Source organism: Gryllotalpicola koreensis, from assembly GCF_039538185.1.
GTDB classification, from domain to species: domain Bacteria; phylum Actinomycetota; class Actinomycetes; order Actinomycetales; family Microbacteriaceae; genus Gryllotalpicola; species Gryllotalpicola koreensis.
This window is the reverse complement of the sequence record NZ_BAABBW010000004.1, coordinates 156,272-172,924: the sequence shown is the minus strand read 5'-3', so window position 1 is coordinate 172,924 and position 16,653 is coordinate 156,272. Positions and strand designations below refer to the sequence as shown.

The window sequence follows — 16,653 nt, the reverse complement described above, 5'->3', positions numbered from 1 at the left end:
TTTCTTCGGGTGGCTAGCGCAGGCCCTTGGGGGCGAACAGGCGCGCGACGATTCGGGCGATGAGGTTGAGGATGACGACGAGGATGACCAGCAGCAGCGCCGAACCCCACGCCGAGTCGTACGAGGCCGGGATGTCGGTGCTCGGGAACTTGTAGCCCGTGTACGCCTGCACCGGCAGGGTGGACATCGCGTTGTGCAGGGGGTTCGCGTTGAAGTTGTTGGTGAACGAGGCCGCGATGAAGATCGGCGCCGTCTCGCCGATGACGCGGGCGATCGCGATCATCACGCCCGTGATGAGCCCCGAGATCGCGGTCGGCAGCACGATGCGGGTGATCGTGACGAACTTGGTGGTGCCGAGCGCGTAGGAGGCCTCGCGCAGATCGATGGAGACGAGCTTCAGCATCTCCTCGCTGCTTCTCACCACGATCGGGATCATCAGCACGCACAGCGCGATGGCGGCCGAGAGCCCGCTGAAGGCCTTGGGGCCGACGATCAGGGTGAACAGCGAGAACGCGAAGAGACCGGCGACGATCGAGGGGATGCCCGTCATGACGTCGACCAGGAAGGTGACGGTGCGGTTCATCCAGGCGGTCGGCCGGCCGTACTCGACCAGGTAGATCGCGGTGAGGATGCCGATCGGCACGCTGATCACCGTCGCGATGCCCGTGATGATGAGCGTGCCGACGACCGAGTGCCAGGCGCCGATCGTGGTCGTCACCTTGAGCGTCGTCGGGTCGAAGTGGGTGCCGCCCGTCTTGAACACGAAGTTCGGGTCGAAGGCGTCGTGTGCGCCGCGCGCGATCACGTCGATGAGCGTCGACACCAGGGGGGCGAGCGCCAGCAGGAACATGATCACGACGACACCGCGCACGATGCGGTCGACGGCTTTGCGGCGGTTCTCCGTGAAGGAGGAGATGATGCCGACGGCCAGCAGGTAGAGGATCGCAGCGACGACCACCCAGCCCACGACGTTGAAGCCGACCAGCACGAACAGGACCGCGCTGACGGCGAGCGCTCCGATCAGCGACCAGAGCTCGAAGTACCGCGGCAGCTGGCCGGAGGTGAGGGCGTTGTCGACTTCGCGCTTCGGGGCCGGCGCGTTAGGGACGGCGGTGGCGCTCATGAACGCGGTCCTTCGGGTTGGCTGGGCTTGAGGCCTTCGGGGTGGGCAGACGACGCGTGCGGGCGCAGCGCCTCGAGCGGGCTCTCGGCGTCGTCGAGGGCGAGCATCGTCGAGGGATTCGTCGGGGGCAGGCGCTTCGCCTTCTTGCCCCCGCCCGACTTGCCGGTGCGCCCGATGACGAGGCGCGCCGCGAAGTTCACGACCAGGGAGATGACGAACAGCGCGAGGCCGGTGCCGATGAGCGCCTGGCGCTGCAGGGTCGTCGACTCGGGGAAGTTCAGTGCGATGTTCGCGGCGATGGTCTGCGAGTTCTGGTTGTCGGTGAACCAGGTGAGGAAGAAGCCGACGGTGGGCGACATGATGAGCGCGATGGCCATCGTCTCGCCGAGCGCACGGCCCAGTCCGAGCAGGATGGCGCTCAGCATGCCGCTGCGGGCGTAGGGGAAGACCGCGAGCCGCACGGTCTCCCATTTCGTGGCGCCGAGCGCGAGCGCGGCCTCCTCGTGCAGGCGCGGAGTCTGCAGGAAGATCTCGCGGGTGATCGAGGTGATGATCGGCAGGATCATCACGGCGAGCACGACGCCGCCGGCGAACATCGTGGAGCCCGTCTGGCTCAGCTCGCCGCCGAACAGCGGGAACCAGCCGACATGGTGGTTCAGCCAGGCTTGGAAGGGCAGCAGGAACTTGCGGATCGTGAAGATGCCCCAGAGGCCGAAGATGATCGACGGCACTGCCGCGAGCAGATCCACGAGGTACGCGAGCACGCCGGCGACATTGCGGGGCGCATAGTGCGAGATGAACAGCGCGATCCCGATCGCGACCGGGGCGCCCATGACCAGGCCGAGGAGCGAGACCCAGAGGGTGCCCCAGACCAGCGGTGCGGTGTACGCCCAGAAGCTCGAGTGGCCCTGGGTGGTGCCGGCGGCGAGCTCGCCGGTGGTCCAGCTCGCGCCGATCGCCGGCGCGGACCTGATGATGAGGAACAGCGCGACCCCCGCCAGGATCACGATGATCAGCGTGGCCGAGCCGGTGCTCAGGAACTTGAAGATTCGGTCGCTGGGCCGGGCCTTGGCGACGATCCGACGCGGGGGCGCTGCGGCGGTGGACTCAGTCACGGGATGCGTCTCGTTCCTCGTCGGGTGTGGGGCGGGGTGTGGCTTCATTGTGCGACGGCCGGGCTACCAGGTGATAGCCCGACCGCCGCAGGTGGTGCTGTCTTGCTGTCTTACTTGATGAGCGCGACCGTCTTGGCGATCTCGGCCTGGATGCTCGCGGGGAGCGGCGCCGCGCCGGCGTTCTTCTCGGCGACGTCCTGGCCGGTCTTGCCGCCGATGAAGCCGAGGTAGGCGGCGGTCAGCTTGCCCTGGGTCGCGTCCTTGAAGGTCTTGCAGGTGACCGCATAGGACAGCAGCGGGATCGGGTAGGCATCCGCACCGCTGATCTTGGTGTAGTCGAGCTTCTTGGTGAGGTCGCCCGCGCCCTGCGACGCGTCCTGCGCGGCCTCGTCGAACGCCTTGGTGGCGCCGGCGGCCGAGTAGGTCACGAAGGTGCTGCCCGAGGTACCGGCCTGGATGTCGGCCTGGCTGGCCTTGCCGATCGAGCTCTGGTCGGCGTAGCCGATGCTGTTCGCGGTGGCGGTGACGGTGTTCACGACACCGGAGCCGCCCTGCTGGCCGGAGCCGACGTTCGGGTACGGCCAGTCGTTGCTCGGGGCGTTCGTCCAGGTGCTCGCCGCGACCTGGTTGAGGTAGCTGGTGAAGTTGTTGGTCGTGCCGGAGCCGTCAGAGCGGTGGACCGTGGCGATCGGGCTGCTCGGCAGGGTCGTGCCCGAGTTGAGCGCCGCGATGGCCGGGTCGTTCCAGGTCTTGATCGCGCCCGAGAAGATCTTCGCGATGACGTCGGCGCTCAGGTTGAGCTTGTCGACACCCGGCAGGTTGTAGATGACCGCGACGCCGGAGAGGTAGACGGGGATGTTCACGCCGCCGTCGGCGCCGCAGGTGGTCTTCGCCTTGGTGAACTCATCAGGCGACAGAGCCGAGTCGGTGCCCGCGAAGTCGTAGCTGCCGCCGAGCCAGTTGGTGCGACCGCCGCCGGAGCCCTGCGACTTGTCGTAGTTGATGGTCACGTTCGCGCCGAGGCCCTTGAATGCAGCGGACCATGCCGCCTGCGCGTTGGCCTGGGCGGACGAGCCGCCGGCGGTGATCGTGCCCGAGAGCGAGCTGTAGTCGACGGTGGGCGCCGCTGACGGCGTCTTCGTCGCGTCGCCCGAGCCGCCGGTGTCCCCGTTGCTGCCGCAGGCCGAGAGCGCGAGAGCGGTAGCAAGGGCGAGAGCGCCCGCAGCCGCCACGTTCTTGAGCTTCACTGTGTTCCCTTCGGAATGGTGTCGTTCGCCCGCGGCGAGAGGTGTTCGGGTACGCGCGCGGGACATGGGCCGGTGCTGACCCGTTCGCGACGCTAAGGGGGGCGTTTGACCAGCCTCTGCCGCGAGGGTGAACGGGCGGTGAACGAGCGTGAAACGCAGATCGCAAGACGCTTGGCGAGGCGGCGACTTGCTCGCCGCCGTGCGTATGGACTGCGAAAGCCAACCGCGGTGCGCCGGGCGGGGACCGGCGCACCAATCAGCTCTGCGGGTTATGCGTTTCGAGCGCCAGGATGCCGGCGGTTGGGTGCAGCACCGAGAGGTGCACGATCGTGAATGCCGCGGGCTCGAGCGCCGCCGCCTCGCGCAGCTGCCAGCTCATCGGGGTACCGGTGGCCAGCGCGAACTCGCGCAGGATGTCGGGCAGCACGGGGCGATGGCTGCACAGCACGGCGGTCTTGCCCGACACGATGCGCTTCGCGACGACCTCGGGCACGGTGGAGAGGCCGTCGTCCCAGGCATCCTGGCTCACTCCGGGCTCGAGGCGCGGCTTGCGATCCAGCGCGCGGGCGAGCGGCGCCACCGTCGCGGCGCACCGCACAGCCGGGGAGGTGACGATGCGACGCGGACGCCAGGCGCGCACGGTCGGCACGATGCGCTGCGACTGCAGCACGCCCCGCGACGCGAGCGGGCGCTTCTCGTCGGCCCCTGACCATTCGCCTCGGCCGAGTGCCTTCGCATGTCGCAGCACGATCACGCCGAAGCTCGAGCCGCCGGCCTGCTCGTGCACGCGCGCGAACTCCTCGAGCAGCTGGATGTCGTGCTCGTAGCTCAGGGCGACCTTCGCCTTCTCGAGCGGCATCCAGTGCACGGCATCCACTTCGGAGTTCGGCCGGAAACGGGACGCCTTCACCTGGGCATCCGTCACCTCCGCCGTCCAGTAGTGCACGACCTTCTCGCGCCCGCTCGCGATGGTGTAGCAGGTCTGCGAGAGAGGGATGCCGAGGGCGATCGCGAGCCCGGTCTCCTCCCGCACCTCGCGCACCGCCGTCTGGGGCAGCGTCTCGCCCGGCTCGACCTTCCCCTTGGGCAGCGTCAGGTCGTCGTAGCGCGGGCGGTGGATGACGAGCACGCGGACGTCGCCGTCCACGATCCGCCAGCACACCGCCCCCGCGGCGAGGATGACACCGTCCGTCACAGGCGCACGGCCGCACGCGGACGGTGCGAGATCTGGTACATGAGGCGGTTCTGCAGGTCGATGAGCGGCGCACCGGACTCGTCGACGGAGCGGCGCGCCCATGACCCGTCGGATTCGAGCGCCCACGACGAGGTCTCGTCGCTCATCGCGAGGTCGAAGACGTCGGAGAGCTCCTGGATGTGTTCGGGCTTCGTCAGGCGCACGAGCGCCTCGATGCGGCGGTCGAGGTTGCGGTGCATCATGTCGGCGCTGCCGATGTAGACGAGCGGGTCGCCGTTGTTCACGAAGCTGAAGATGCGCGAGTGCTCGAGGTAGCGCCCGAGGATCGATCGCACTCTGATGTTCTCGCTGTACCCCTCTTGCCCGGCCTTGAGGCCGCAGATGCCGCGCACCCAGATGTCGATGGGCACGCCTGCCTTGCTCGCCTGGTACAGCGCGTCGATGATCGCCTCGTCGACCATCGAGTTGACCTTGATACGGATGCCTGCGGGCTTGCCGGCCAGCGCGTTCTTGGTCTCCTGCGCGATCGCCTTGAGCAGCCCCTTGCGCAGGTGCAGCGGCGCGACGAGCAGCCGCTTGAACTTCTTCTCGATGGCGTAGCCCGACAGCTCGTTGAACAGGCGGGTGAGGTCCTTGCCGACCTGGTCGTCGGAGGTGAACAGGCCGAGGTCCTCGTAGATGCGGCTCGTCTTCGGGTTGTAGTTGCCCGTGCCGACGTGGCTGTAGTGCTTGAGCTGACCGCCCTCCTGGCGGATGACGAGCGCGAGCTTGCAGTGCGTCTTGAGGCCGACGAGACCGTAGACGACGTGCACGCCCGCCTTCTCGAGCTTGCGCGCCCACTCGATGTTGTTCTGCTCGTCGAAGCGTGCCTTGATCTCGACGAGCGCGAGCACCTGCTTGCCCGCCTCTGCGGCGTCGATGAGCGCCTCGACGATCGGGCTGTCGCCGCTCGTGCGGTACAGGGTCTGCTTGATCGCGAGCACGTTGGGGTCGCGGGCCGCCTGCTCGAGGAACGCCTGCACGCTGGTCGCGAACGACTCGTAGGGGTGGTGCACGAGCACGTCGTTGCGCCGCAGCGCCGCGAAGATGTCGGGCTTAGCATTCGGCTCGCTCGGCTGGAACTGCAGGGCGGTCACGGGCACGTGCGGCGGGTACTTGAGCTCGGGCCGGTCGATGCGGCCGAGGTCGAAGAGCGCGCGCAGGTCGAGCGGGGCGGGCAGCCGGTAGATCTCCTGCTCGGTGATGTCGAGCTCGCGCACGAGCAGATCGAGGGTGACGTCGTCCATGTCCTCGGTGACCTCGAGGCGGATGGGCGGGCCGAAGCGACGGCGCAGCAGCTCCTTCTCGAGCGCCTGGATGAGGTTCTCGGTCTCGTCCTCGTCGATCTCGACGTCCTCGTTGCGGGTCACGCGGAAGACGTGGTGCTCGACGACCTCCATGCCGGCGAACAGCTCGTCGAGCTGATTGGCGATGAGGTCCTCGAGCAGGATGTAGCGCACCTTGTCCGAGCCGCCGCCGTCGATGCGGATGAAGCGCGGCAGCACCGTCGGCACCTTGAGGCGCGCGAACTGCTCCTTCTTCGTCTTCGTGTTCCGCACGCGCACCGCGAGGTTCAGCGAGAGGCCGGAGATGTAGGGGAACGGGTGCGCCGGGTCGACGGCCAGCGGCATCAGCACCGCGAAGATCTGCTTCTGGTAGAGCTCGCGCAGCGGCGCGCGCTCGTCTTCGGTGAGCTCGTCCCACGAGGCGAGGGTGATGCCCTTCTCGCGCAGGGCCAGGCCGATCTGCTGGAAGGCGCGGGCGTGCCGCAGCTGCAGTTCGTGCGCTTTGGCCGAGATGTCGGCGAGCACGTCGACGGGCGACTTGCCGGTGTTGGTCGGCACGGCGAGGCCGGTCATGATGCGGCGCTTGAGGCCTGCGACACGCACCATGAAGAACTCGTCGAGGTTGTTCGCGAAGATCGCGAGGAAGTTCGTCCGCTCGAGAAGGGGGAGCTTGTCGTCCTCGGCGAGCTCGAGCACGCGCTGGTTGAAGGCGAGCCAGCTCAGCTCGCGGTCGATGTAGCGGTCACGCGGCAGCGAGGGGTCGGAGTCGGGGTTCCATGGCTCGAAGTCGTCGTCGAGGTTGTCGGTTCCGATCGTGTCCTCGACCAGCGTGCTCTCGCCATCCATGCGCCCTATCTTTACACCAGCCGGTAACGCGAGGTGAACGGATGCCTCAGCGGCGCAATCTGGCCAGGAACCTCTGCGTCCGCTCCTGCTGCGGGCGGTCGAAGAAGGCGTCGGGTGCCGCCTGCTCGACGATCGCGCCGCCGTCGAGGAACACCACCCGGTCGGCCACCTCGCGCGCGAAGCCCATCTCGTGCGTGGCCATGAGGATCGTCGCGCCCTGCTCCTTGAGCGACCGCACCAGGTCGAGCACCTCGCCGACGAGCTCGGGGTCGAGGGCGCTCGTGATCTCGTCGAGCAGCAGCAGCTCGGGATCCGTGACGAGGGCGCGCACGATCGCGACGCGCTGCTGCTGGCCGCCCGAGAGGCGGTCGGGGTACTCCTTCGCCTTCGAGCCCAGGCCGATGCGCTCGAGCAGGGCGAGGCCCTTCTCCGCGGCATCCGTCTTCGACATGCGATGCACGTGGCGCGCCGCCAGGGTGACGTTGTCGATCACGCTGAGGTGCGGGAACAGGTTGTAGTGCTGGAACACGACGCCGATGCGGCTGCGCACGCGGTCGGCGACCACGCGCGGGTCGCTGATGTCGTCGCCAGCGAGCACGATGCGGCCGTCGTCGATGCGCTCGAGCAGGTTCACGCAGCGCAGCAGCGTCGACTTGCCCGAGCCGCTCGCCCCGACCAGGGCGACGACCTCGTGCTCGGCGAGGTCCAGGTCGATGCCGGCGAGCACCTCGTGATCGCCGAAGGACTTGCGGATGCCGGTCAGCTCGAGCAGCGCGCTCATACGACGCTGCCCATCTGCTCGCGCCTCTGCAGGCGTGCGGAGTACCAGTCGGTGAGCCGGATCATCGGCACGGCGAGCACGACGAAGCACAGGCCTGCGACGAGGTACGGCGTGAAGTTGTAGGCGAGCGACACCTGGATCTGCGCGGCGCGCACCGCGTCGACGGCGCCCAGCACCGAGATCAGGCCGACGTCCTTCTGCAGCGAGACGAAGTCGTTCATGAGCGCGGGCGTGACCTTGCGCAGGGCCTGCGGCAGCAGTACGAGCCGGAGCGTCTGCCAGTAGCCGAGGCCGAGGGAGCGGGCCGCGAGGCGCTGCGAGGGGTGCACGGCGTCGATGCCGGCGCGGAACACCTCGCTCACGTAGGCCGTGTAGGTGATGACGAGGGCGACGGTTCCCCAGAAGCCGGAGGGCATGCGCGGGAAGAAGCCGAGCGCGGGGATGCCGAAGCCCACGAGGTACAGCACGATCAGCAGCGGGAGGCCGCGGAACAGGTCGGTGTAGATCGAGACGGCGGCGCGGATCGGGAAGAACACGGCCCCGCGCAGGGTGCGAAGAGCCGCGAGCACGATGCTGAGCACGAGGACGCAGGCGGCGCTCGCGAACAGCACGCGGATGTTCAGCCAGAGCCCCTGCAGAATCGACGGCACCGCCTTCCACGCCTGGCCGGGGTCGAAGAACGACTGCTGCACGGTGTGCCAGCCCGGGGCCCGGACGATGCCGACCCACACGAGCGCGGCGAAGACCAGCGTCGACACGATGCTGATCCAGATCGAGCGGCGCGACTGCCGTGCTCGGAAGGCGCGGCGCTCGAGCTCGAGGGCGGAGGGAGCGCTCACTTGAGCAGCGGCGCGTTGCCCTGGCTGTTCAGCCATTTCTGCTCGAGCTGGGCGAGGGTGCCGTCCTTCTGCAGCGCGTCGACCGCATCGCTGACCTTCTTCGTCAGCTTGCTGCCCTTCGGCAGCACGATGCCGAACTGGTCGCCCGTGTCGCCCTTCACGGCGGGAAGCTGCCCGATGATCTTGCCGTCGTCGAGCTCTGCGCCCGTGATGTAGAAGCCGGTCGGCAGGTCGACGACGATGGCGTCCACCTGGCCGGACTTGAGCGCGGTCACCGCGTCGTCGTTGCTGTTGAAGACCTGCACCTGCTGGCTCGGGGCGATGTCGGCGACGGCGTCGGTGTAGCTCGTCGTGCCGGCCGCGGCGCCGATCAGATCCCCCTTGAGGTCGGCGAGGCTCGTGGCATCCGCCGCCTTGCTCTTACTCGTCGTGATGACGACCTGGCTCGTCGTGTAGTACGGGCTCGAGAAGTCGACGGCCTTCTTGCGCTCGGCGGTGATCGAGAACTGCTGCAGGTTGAGGTCGAAGTCCTTGGGGCCCGGCGCGATCGACTTGTCGAAGTCGTCGCGCACCCACTTCACGTCGGACTTCGAGAAGCCGAGCTTGTCCGCCACGGCGTAGGCCACCGCCGCCTCGAAGCCGTTCCCGGACTGCGGCTTGTTGTCCTCGACCCACGGCGCGTAGGCCGGCTGCGAGGTCGCGATCGTCAGCTTGCCCTTCTCGACGTAGCCGTCCGATCCGGAGGACGAGCTCGAGGTGCCCGGGGAGCAGGCGGTGAGGGCGAGCGCCGCCGTGGCGGCGACGGCGAGAACGGCGACGATTCGGGTGCGTGCGGGCATGGAGTCAAGGATGCCGTGACGGTGCGCCTGCGCACGAATCGGCGGTCATCTGTTACACGCGCGCATACTGCACGTGCACGCGGTGGTCGCGGAATCCGAGGGACCTGTAGAGATGGACCGCGCTCGCGTTGTCGGCCTCGACATAGAGCTCGGCTGCAGTGCAGCCGAGCTCGCGCAGGCGCGCGAGGCCCGCGTCCATGAGGGAGCGGCCGAGGCCCTTGCCGGCGGCTTCAGGCGCCACGCCGATCACGTAGATCTCACCTGTGCTCATTGTTGGGCCGTCTGGCTCGATCTTCAGCCAGTTGTATCCGATCATCGCTCCGTCGTCATCGCGGGCGACGAGGAAGTCGTCGGCGCGGAACCAGGGCTCGGCCTGCCGCTCGGCGAGGTCCGCGGCGGTCGTCGAGCCCTGCTCCGGATGCCATGCGAAGACCCGCGCGTTGAGCGCGACCCACTCGGCATCGTCCACCCCGGGACGGAAGGAGGTGAACAAGATCCCCGATGGTCGAGTAGCCGCCGCAGGCGGCGTATCGAGACCCAGGAGCTCGAGCCGAAGTTGCAACAGCGTCCGCACCGCAGTGAACCCGAACCGCGCCGCGAGCGCCCGCGCCGCCGGGTGATCCTCGTGCGACCACGCGGTCAACGGCCCCGCCCCTGCCCGCTCCAGCAACCGCGCCGCGGCCGCTCCTCCGAGCCCGGCTGCGCGAAACTCAGGGGCGACGAAGAGATCGAGGGCGCCTGCCCCCAGAACCGCGCTTCCGGCGGCCGATCCTCCCTGCGTTTTGCGCAGGGCGAAGAGCGCGCGCCGCCCCGCGGCGACATCGAGCGCAGTCTGCTCGTCGAACGGGTCCAGCAAAGCACCCGCGGCCGAGGCATCCGTCTCGACCAGGTCGACAGCCGCCGGGGTCACTGCCCGTCTTCGAAGACGTTGAAGCGGTAGCCGACGTTGCGGACGGTGCCGATGAGCGACTCGCTGTCGCCGAGCTTCGCGCGCAGGCGCCGCACGTGCACGTCGACCGTGCGGGTGCCGCCGAAGTAGTCGTAGCCCCACACCTCGCTGAGCAGCTGCTCGCGGGTGAACACCCGGCTCGGGTGGGTGGCGAGGAAGCGCAGCAGCTCGAACTCCTTGAAGGTGAGGTCGAGCGGGCGGCCGTGCACCTTCGCCGAGTACGAGGCCTCGTCGATCGTGACGCCGGAGGTCTGGATCTTGCTCGACGCCGAGTCAGCGGTGTGCCGGTCGAGGGCGAGGCGGATGCGGGCGTCGACCTCGGCAGGCCCCGCCTCGGCCAGGACGACGTCGGCGACGCCCCAGTCGGCGTTGACCGCGGGCAGGCCGCCCTCGGTGAGGATCAGCAGCACGGGCGACGGCACCCCGGTGGTCGCGAGGATCTTGCAGAGCGCCTTCGCGCCGACGAGGTCGCGGCGGGCGTCGATGAAGATGAGGTCGCAGCTCGGGGCGTTCACAAGCGACGAGGCCTCTGCGGGCAGCACGCGGGCGCGATGGTTGAGCAGGCCCAGGGCGGGCAGCACATCCTGATCCTGGGCGGATGTCAGGATCAGCAGCTGCGCCATACGACCTCCATGACCTTTCCGTCGATTCCCGCATCCTATCCGACGCCGGCGGTGCGGAATTCGCGCGCGATCGCAGGGAGGGAAGGGCAGAATGACCTCTATGACGACCGATCCGCTCCCACGCGGCGCTGCGAAGGGCACCGTCTCCGCGGTCTGGGGCTTCGCCCTCGTGGCCGCCGTACTGATCGGCGTCTTCTCGCATGCGGACCACGACGGGGCCTGGCTGAGCCTCTCGCTCGCGGCATCCGTCATCATCGCCCTCTGCATCCAGCTCGCGACGCGCGAGAAGCGCGGCTTCGTCACCAGGCTGGCCTCGTCGGTGAGCGGGGCCCTCGTGATCCTGGCTGTCGCAACCGGCGTGATCTACCTCATCAGATAGCATGACGTCATGCTTGTGACGCTGGAACTCGTGTTCATCGCTCTGCTGGGGCTGGCCGGGCTGGCGATCGCGGGAACCGCTGTGCTCGTGGTCTACAACCTCTTCCGCGGTCAGCACTGACCGCGGCTGGCACTGACCGGCTTCCCATGATCGAGCTGCCCATCGGCCTGCCGGCCGAGCTCGTCCCGCTGTCGTGGCTGATCGGCGTGTGGGAGGGCACGGGGGTGCTCGACTACAAGATCGGCGAAGATCATGTCCAGCGTGAATTCGGCCAGCGCATCAGCTTCAGCCACGACGGCCTGCCCTACCTGAACTACAACTCGTATACGTGGGTGCTCGATGACGAGCACACGCCGCTCGTAGCCGAGTCCGGCTACTGGCGCCTCTCGCGCCCGCTCACGGAGGGCGACCCGGGCCCCGGCATGCTGCCCGGCATCGGCGGCCGGCCGTTCACCACTGCCGAGGCGGTCGAGACGCTGCGCAACGGCGACGGCGGTTTCGACATCGAGGTCGCGCTCGTGCACCCCGGCGGCGTCTCCGAGGTCTATCTCGGCCAGGTGAAGGGGCCCCGCATCGACCTGGCGACGGATGCCGTGATGCGCACGGCCGGCGCCAAGGAGTACTCGGCCGCGACCCGTCTCTACGGCCTCGTCGAGAACCATCTGCTGTGGGCGTGGGACATCGCCGCGCTCGGCCAGCAGCTGCGCACGCACGCCTCGGCCCGACTCGCGAAGGTGGATTGATCGGATGCCGTCACCGTTCGCCTCCCTGCCCGGGGCCGTCGTCTCCGCCGACGGCCCCGACGCCGGCGCCGTGTGGCACTACGGCAACCCCGTCGGCGAGCAGCGCGCCCTCGAAGACGGCCGCGCGGTCGTCGAGCTCGCCCGCGGCGTCATCACCGTCGCAGGGCCCGACCGGCTCAGCTGGCTCAACTCGATCACGAGCCAGAACCTGCTCGGCCTCGCCGAAGGCGAGTCGAGCGAGACGCTCGTGCTCGACCCCTCCGGCCGCATCGAGCACGCGGTGCGCGTCGTCGAGGACGGCGAGCAGCTGTGGCTCCTGGTGGATCATGACGAGGCGGCCGGGCTGCTCGACTTCCTGCAGAAGATGCGGTTCATGCTGCGCGTCGAGATCGAGGACGTGACGGATGCCCACGCCGTGCTCGGCTCGACGAAGCCGCTGTTCGCGCTCGCCGCTCCGCGCGACCAGACGGCGTCCGAGCCCATCGAAGATTTCCGGACCGTGGTCTGGCACGATCCCTGGTCGCAGGTCGCACTCGGCGGCCACCAGTACGCGGGCGACGACCATGACTACTCCGCCTGGAGCTGGTACGAGACGATCGTGACGCGGGACTTCGCGGCGGGGCTCGCCGGGCGCGCGGCATCCGATCTCCTCTCCGTCGCCGGGGTCGCCGCGAGCGAGGCGCTGCGCATCGCCGCCCGACGCCCGCGCTTCGCGACCGAGGTCGACGAGCGCTCGATCCCGCACGAGCTCGACTGGCTGCGCTCGGCGGTCCACCTGAACAAGGGCTGCTACCGCGGGCAGGAGACCGTCGCCAAGGTGCACAATCTGGGCCACCCGCCGCGGCGGCTCGTGCTGCTGCACCTCGACGGCTCCGACGGGGTGCTGCCGGGCGCGGGCACCGAGGTCGTGCAGGGCGAGGCCGTCGTCGGCCACGTGACGTCGAGTGCGCTGCATCACGAGCTCGGGCCGATCGCGCTCGCGGTCGTGAAGCGCAGCGCCGACCCGACGGCGCAGCTCGCCGTGCGCGCCGACGGCACAGAGGTCGCCGCCGCGCAGGAGGTCATCGTGCCGCCCTCGGCGGGAGCCTCGGCCGAGGTGCCTCGGCTGCCCCGGCTGGGCGCCGTCACCCGCCCGCCGCGCGCCGCAGGCTGACGTGGCCGGGGGCGTCGGGGTCGCGTCGTGGGCGCGCAGCTCGTGGCGTCGTCTCGCCGCGTCCGGCCCCGCGATCGCGCAGATCGTCATCGCCGCCATGGCGGCGTTCGCCTTCGCGCACTGGGTGCTGCACCACGAGACCCCGCTGCTGACGATCACGGTCGCGGCGGCAGCGCTCGGCTTCAAACGCGACGCCCGCCCGCTGCGTGTTCTGCGCACCGCGGTCGGCATGACGGTCGGCATCCTGCTCGCCGAGCTCGCTGTCCATCTCATCGGCGTGGGCTTCTGGCAGCTGGCGCTGATCACCTTGGTCTCCCTCGCGGTATCCCGCTTTTTCTCGGCCGAGCCGGGCTTCGCGGCGACCGTGCTGGTGCAGTCGATGCTGGTCGTGCTCGTGCCCTCACCCGTCGGCGGCCCGTTCGTGCGCACCATCGACGGTGTCATCGGAGGCGTTGCCGCGCTGCTCGCCACCGTCCTCGTGCCGCGCGACCCGCGCCGTGAGGCGGCGCGCGAGGCGGTGGCCTCGCTCGACTCCTTCGACGAGGTTCTCGGCATGCTGGTCGATGCGCTGCGCCGCGGCGACGTCGCGGTCTCCACGCAGGCGCTCGACCTCGCCCGCACCTCGCAGGGGCCGACGGATGCCTGGGCCGCGAGCCTCGACACCGCGCTGTCCGTTTCGCGCATCTCGCCCTTCCTGCGCCGCTACCTTCCCGAACTCGAGTCGCAGCGTGAGCTGCACCGCTCGATGGATCTCGCCTGGCGCAATCTGCGCGTCGTCGCCCGTCGCGCGGACTACCTGCTGCGCGACGGCAGCGCGCGCCCGGCGATCGCCGACGCGGTCGCCCAGCTCGAGACCGGCACGGGGCTCCTGCGCGAGAGCTTCCGCGACATCTCGACGCTGCCGGCCGCCCGTGCCGCGTTCGTCGGTGTCGTGCGCCGGCTCGACCCCGACGAGGTCATGCCGCACAGCACCGCGCGCGACAAGGGCCTCGTGCTCGCCCTGCACCCGCTGCTCGTCGACCTGCTCTGCGCGACGGGCATGCCCCTCGCCGACGCGCAGAGGCTCCTGCCCGCGCTGTGAGCTATGTCCGCGGTGCGACGGTCGCCCACGGCACCGTCACCTCGCCGAGGCGCCAGCGGCTCGCGCCGCCGAGCACGGGCCAGCCGTCGGCGCGCAGGGCCGCGACGGTCGCGATCCAGCGCTGCCGCTCGCCGTATGGAGCGAGAACGGATGCCGTGCGCCAGGCCGCGTCGAGCGCCGAGAGCCATTCGTGCACGCGCTCGCCAGGAACGTTCCGGTGGATGAGCGCCTTCGGCAACCGCTCGGCGACGACAGACGGCGCCTCGAGCCCGGCGAGCCGCAGCGAGACGGTGAACCGCTCGGGGCCGGCCGGCGACAGGTCGACCCACGAGCACACGCGGCCGAGCTCGTCGCACGTCCCCTCGACGAGCAGGCCGCCCGGCGCGAGTCGGGCGCGCAGCCGCGCCCAGGCATCCGCCATTTCGCCCTCGTCGTACTGCCGCAGCACGTTGAAGGCGCGGATGACCGCCGGGCGCTCGCCGCCGGGCAGCGGCACCTCGAAGCCGCCGCGCGCGAACGACACCTCGGTGCGGGGATCGAAGGGCGTGCGCCCGGCCCGCACCTCGGCGAGCTGCTCCTTGGCGACGGCGACGCGGCTCGGCTCGATCTCGAGGCCGACGAGCCGGGCATCCGCCCTCACCTTCGCCAGCCGTGCCCACAGCTCGAAGCTGGTGACGCCGCTCGCGCCGAAGCCGAGGTCCACGACGAGCGGCACCTGAGCTTTCGCGAACTCGGGCCGGTGCGCGATCCAGCGGTCGACGCGGCGCAGTCGATTCGTGTTCGTCGTGCCGCGCGTCACCGAGCCCACGGGCTTTGAGACGGTCATGTTATGGGGCACATGACCCAGTATCCCGGCCAGGTGGCCGCCGATAGGCTGGGAGCATGAGCGACGCCCCGTACACCCTGATCCTCCTGCGCCACGGCCAGAGCGAATGGAACGCCACCAACCAGTTCACCGGCTGGGTCGATGTGCGCCTGACCGAGCAGGGCGCCGCCGAGGCGAAGCACGCCGGCGAGCTCATCAAGCAGGCGGGGCTCACGCCCGACATCCTCTACACCTCGCTGCTGTCGCGCGCGATCCAGACCGCGAACCTCGCGCTCGACGTCGCCGACCTGCTCTGGATCCCCGTGAAGCGCAGCTGGCGCCTCAACGAGCGCCACTACGGCGCCCTGCAGGGCAAGGACAAGGCGCAGACGCTCGAGGCCTTCGGCGAAGAGCAGTTCATGACCTGGCGCCGCAGCTTCGATGTGCCTCCGCCCCCGCTGGCCGACGACGACCCGTACTCGCAGGTCGGCGACCCGCGCTACGCCGGCATCGACGGCGAGGTCCCGCGCACCGAGGCGCTCGTCAACGTCATCGAGCGCTTCCTGCCCTACTGGCACAGCGACATCACGGCGTCGCTCGCCGAGGGCAAGACGGTGCTCGTGACCGCGCACGGCAACTCGCTGCGCGCACTCGTGAAGCACCTCGACGGCATCAGCGACGAGGACATCGCCGCGCTCAACATCCCCACCGGCATCCCGCTGGTCTACCGGCTCGGCGCCGACTTCATGCCGCTCGGCCCCGGCGAGTACCTCGACCCCGAGGCGGCGGCGGCGGGCGCGGCCGCGGTGGCGGCGCAGGGCAAGAAGTAGCGCGAGTAGCGCGAACGCAGGAAAGGGGCCCCAATGGGGCCCCTTTCCCATGCAGGTCCTAAGCCTCCTCAGGCACCCAGTCGCCGGTCGCGAGGTACTGCACCTTCTTGGCGATCGAGGCGGCGTGGTCGCCGAAGCGCTCGAGGAAGCGCGACGCGAGCGTGACGTCGACGGTCTGCTCGGCCTCGCCGGCCCACTCGGGGCTGAGCACCGTCGAGAAGACGCTCGCGTGCAGCTCGTCGACGGCGTCGTCGCCGTTGATCAGCTGCTCGGCCAGCTCGACGTCCTGCGTGCGCAGCAGCTGCGCGAGCAGCTCGGCGATGCGGATGTCGTGGGCGGTCATCTGCGTGAAGGTGTCGCGCAGCGACTCGGGGGCGACGTGGTCGGGGTAGCGGCGGCGCGCGATCTGGGCGATGTGCCGGGCGAGGTCGCCCATGCGCTCGAGCGAGGCGCTCATGCGCAGCGCGCTGACGACGATGCGCAGGTCGCGCGCGACAGGGCTCTGCCGATAGAGGATCTCGATGGCGAGCTCGTCGAGCTCGACGGCCAGCTCATCGATGTTCGGGTCAGCGGCGATCACCTTGTCGGCGAGCGCGACGTCTGCCGCGTTGAACGCGGTGGTGGCGTCGCGGATCGAGTCGAGGACGAGTTCCGCGATCTCGACGAGGCGGTCCTGCACCTCGGCGAGTTCCTGCTGAAAGACTGCGCGCATCGGGTCCGTGCTTCCTGGTGATGTCTGTGAGCACACAACGGTGGCCGCCGCCGGGGCGGCCGCAACGT

General features: G+C 69.6%; 17 protein-coding genes. 5 read left to right on the top strand and 12 right to left on the bottom strand.

The features are described 5' to 3' along the window. Window positions 1-13: 13 nt before the first annotated feature. The 10 genes from pstA to ABD708_RS12605 all read right to left on the bottom strand — a co-directional run bounded on the left by pstA (window position 14) and on the right by ABD708_RS12605 (window position 10,882). Entirely contained in the window at window positions 14-1,123 is a 1,110-nt protein-coding gene (gene pstA, locus ABD708_RS12650) for a phosphate ABC transporter permease PstA (RefSeq protein WP_344754965.1), read from the bottom strand. Beyond that, window positions 1,120-2,238 carry a phosphate ABC transporter permease subunit PstC gene (gene pstC / locus ABD708_RS12645; RefSeq protein WP_344754963.1) on the bottom strand — a complete coding sequence of 373 codons (1,119 nt, stop codon included), beginning with the start codon at window positions 2,236-2,238 and terminating at the stop codon, window positions 1,120-1,122. The genes pstA and pstC overlap by 4 nt, the downstream gene beginning before the upstream one ends. A 110-nt stretch (window positions 2,239-2,348) precedes the next feature. Then, window positions 2,349-3,485, bottom strand: coding sequence for a phosphate ABC transporter substrate-binding protein PstS (locus tag ABD708_RS12640; RefSeq protein WP_344754961.1), 1,137 nt, complete (start codon window positions 3,483-3,485; stop codon window positions 2,349-2,351). 256 nt (window positions 3,486-3,741) lie between these two features. Then, window positions 3,742-4,680, bottom strand: coding sequence for an NUDIX hydrolase (locus ABD708_RS12635; protein WP_344754959.1), 939 nt, complete (start codon window positions 4,678-4,680; stop codon window positions 3,742-3,744). Beyond that, complete coding sequence (locus tag ABD708_RS12630; RefSeq protein ID WP_344754957.1) at window positions 4,677-6,851, bottom strand: RNA degradosome polyphosphate kinase; 2,175 nt, start codon at window positions 6,849-6,851, stop codon at window positions 4,677-4,679. The genes ABD708_RS12635 and ABD708_RS12630 overlap by 4 nt, the downstream gene beginning before the upstream one ends. Before the next feature lie 46 nt (window positions 6,852-6,897). Beyond that, window positions 6,898-7,632 carry an amino acid ABC transporter ATP-binding protein gene (locus ABD708_RS12625; RefSeq protein WP_344754955.1) on the bottom strand — a complete coding sequence of 245 codons (735 nt, stop codon included), beginning with the start codon at window positions 7,630-7,632 and terminating at the stop codon, window positions 6,898-6,900. Next, window positions 7,629-8,507, bottom strand: coding sequence for an amino acid ABC transporter permease (locus ABD708_RS12620; RefSeq protein WP_344754953.1), 879 nt, complete (start codon window positions 8,505-8,507; stop codon window positions 7,629-7,631). Before ABD708_RS12620 ends, ABD708_RS12625 begins: the two co-directional genes overlap by 4 nt. Then, window positions 8,468-9,310, bottom strand: a complete 843-nt coding sequence (locus ABD708_RS12615) for an ABC transporter substrate-binding protein (RefSeq protein ID WP_344754951.1) — start codon at window positions 9,308-9,310, stop codon at window positions 8,468-8,470. The genes ABD708_RS12620 and ABD708_RS12615 overlap by 40 nt, the downstream gene beginning before the upstream one ends. A gap of 52 nt (window positions 9,311-9,362) precedes the next feature. Continuing rightward, a complete protein-coding gene (mshD, locus tag ABD708_RS12610) occupies window positions 9,363-10,220 on the bottom strand; it encodes a mycothiol synthase (protein WP_344754949.1) in 858 nt (285 codons plus the stop codon). Further along, on the bottom strand, window positions 10,217-10,882 hold the full coding sequence (locus ABD708_RS12605) for a winged helix-turn-helix transcriptional regulator (protein WP_344754947.1): 666 nt from the start codon (window positions 10,880-10,882) through the stop codon (window positions 10,217-10,219). The genes mshD and ABD708_RS12605 overlap by 4 nt, the downstream gene beginning before the upstream one ends. A 100-nt stretch (window positions 10,883-10,982) precedes the next feature. Here ABD708_RS12605 and ABD708_RS12600 point away from each other — a divergent pair, with 100 nt between their 5' ends. The 4 genes from ABD708_RS12600 (at window position 10,983) to ABD708_RS12585 (ending at window position 14,238) form a co-directional block, all read left to right on the top strand. Then, on the top strand, window positions 10,983-11,261 hold the full coding sequence (locus tag ABD708_RS12600; protein ID WP_344754945.1) for a hypothetical protein: 279 nt from the start codon (window positions 10,983-10,985) through the stop codon (window positions 11,259-11,261). A 146-nt stretch (window positions 11,262-11,407) separates the two neighbouring features. Next, window positions 11,408-12,004: a heme-binding beta-barrel domain-containing protein gene (locus tag ABD708_RS12595; protein WP_344754943.1), complete on the top strand. Its 597-nt coding sequence runs from the start codon at window positions 11,408-11,410 to the stop codon at window positions 12,002-12,004. A 4-nt stretch (window positions 12,005-12,008) separates the two neighbouring features. Next, a complete protein-coding gene (ygfZ, locus tag ABD708_RS12590) occupies window positions 12,009-13,157 on the top strand; it encodes a CAF17-like 4Fe-4S cluster assembly/insertion protein YgfZ (protein WP_344754941.1) in 1,149 nt (382 codons plus the stop codon). Between the two features lies 1 nt (window position 13,158). Then, the gene (locus ABD708_RS12585; protein ID WP_344754939.1) at window positions 13,159-14,238 is read left to right on the top strand and encodes an FUSC family protein; all 1,080 of its coding nucleotides are present in this window, start codon (window positions 13,159-13,161) and stop codon (window positions 14,236-14,238) included. 1 nt (window position 14,239) lies between these two features. Here the strand turns inward: ABD708_RS12585 and ABD708_RS12580 are convergent, their stop codons facing one another. Then, window positions 14,240-15,064 carry a class I SAM-dependent methyltransferase gene (locus ABD708_RS12580; protein WP_344754937.1) on the bottom strand — a complete coding sequence of 275 codons (825 nt, stop codon included), beginning with the start codon at window positions 15,062-15,064 and terminating at the stop codon, window positions 14,240-14,242. A gap of 56 nt (window positions 15,065-15,120) precedes the next feature. On the opposite strand from ABD708_RS12580, the gene ABD708_RS12575 reads away from it, so the two are divergent. Next, the gene (locus ABD708_RS12575) at window positions 15,121-15,873 is read left to right on the top strand and encodes a phosphoglyceromutase (protein ID WP_344754935.1); all 753 of its coding nucleotides are present in this window, start codon (window positions 15,121-15,123) and stop codon (window positions 15,871-15,873) included. Between the two features lie 58 nt (window positions 15,874-15,931). Here ABD708_RS12575 and phoU read toward each other — a convergent pair whose 3' ends face one another. Beyond that, window positions 15,932-16,585: a phosphate signaling complex protein PhoU gene (phoU, locus tag ABD708_RS12570; RefSeq protein WP_344754933.1), complete on the bottom strand. Its 654-nt coding sequence runs from the start codon at window positions 16,583-16,585 to the stop codon at window positions 15,932-15,934. Between the last annotated feature and the right edge of the window lie 68 nt (window positions 16,586-16,653).

Excerpts from the sequence above, each read along its gene's own strand:
- pstA (WP_344754965.1), bottom strand. The coding sequence starts at position 1,123 with ATGAGCGCCACCGCCGTCCCTAACGCGCCGGCCCCGAAGCGCGAAGTC.
- ABD708_RS12575 (WP_344754935.1), top strand. The coding sequence starts at position 15,121 with ATGAGCGACGCCCCGTACACCCTGATCCTCCTGCGCCACGGCCAGAGC.
- ABD708_RS12580 (WP_344754937.1), bottom strand. The coding sequence starts at position 15,064 with ATGACCGTCTCAAAGCCCGTGGGCTCGGTGACGCGCGGCACGACGAAC.
- ABD708_RS12620 (WP_344754953.1), bottom strand. The coding sequence starts at position 8,507 with ATGGCTGAACAGCCAGGGCAACGCGCCGCTGCTCAAGTGAGCGCTCCC.
- ABD708_RS12600 (WP_344754945.1), top strand. The coding sequence starts at position 10,983 with ATGACGACCGATCCGCTCCCACGCGGCGCTGCGAAGGGCACCGTCTCC.
- phoU (WP_344754933.1), bottom strand. The coding sequence starts at position 16,585 with ATGCGCGCAGTCTTTCAGCAGGAACTCGCCGAGGTGCAGGACCGCCTC.
- ABD708_RS12595 (WP_344754943.1), top strand. The coding sequence starts at position 11,408 with ATGATCGAGCTGCCCATCGGCCTGCCGGCCGAGCTCGTCCCGCTGTCG.
- ABD708_RS12630 (WP_344754957.1), bottom strand. The coding sequence starts at position 6,851 with ATGGATGGCGAGAGCACGCTGGTCGAGGACACGATCGGAACCGACAAC.
- ABD708_RS12605 (WP_344754947.1), bottom strand. The coding sequence starts at position 10,882 with ATGGCGCAGCTGCTGATCCTGACATCCGCCCAGGATCAGGATGTGCTG.
- ygfZ (WP_344754941.1), top strand. The coding sequence starts at position 12,009 with ATGCCGTCACCGTTCGCCTCCCTGCCCGGGGCCGTCGTCTCCGCCGAC.
- ABD708_RS12625 (WP_344754955.1), bottom strand. The coding sequence starts at position 7,632 with ATGAGCGCGCTGCTCGAGCTGACCGGCATCCGCAAGTCCTTCGGCGAT.
- ABD708_RS12615 (WP_344754951.1), bottom strand. The coding sequence starts at position 9,310 with ATGCCCGCACGCACCCGAATCGTCGCCGTTCTCGCCGTCGCCGCCACG.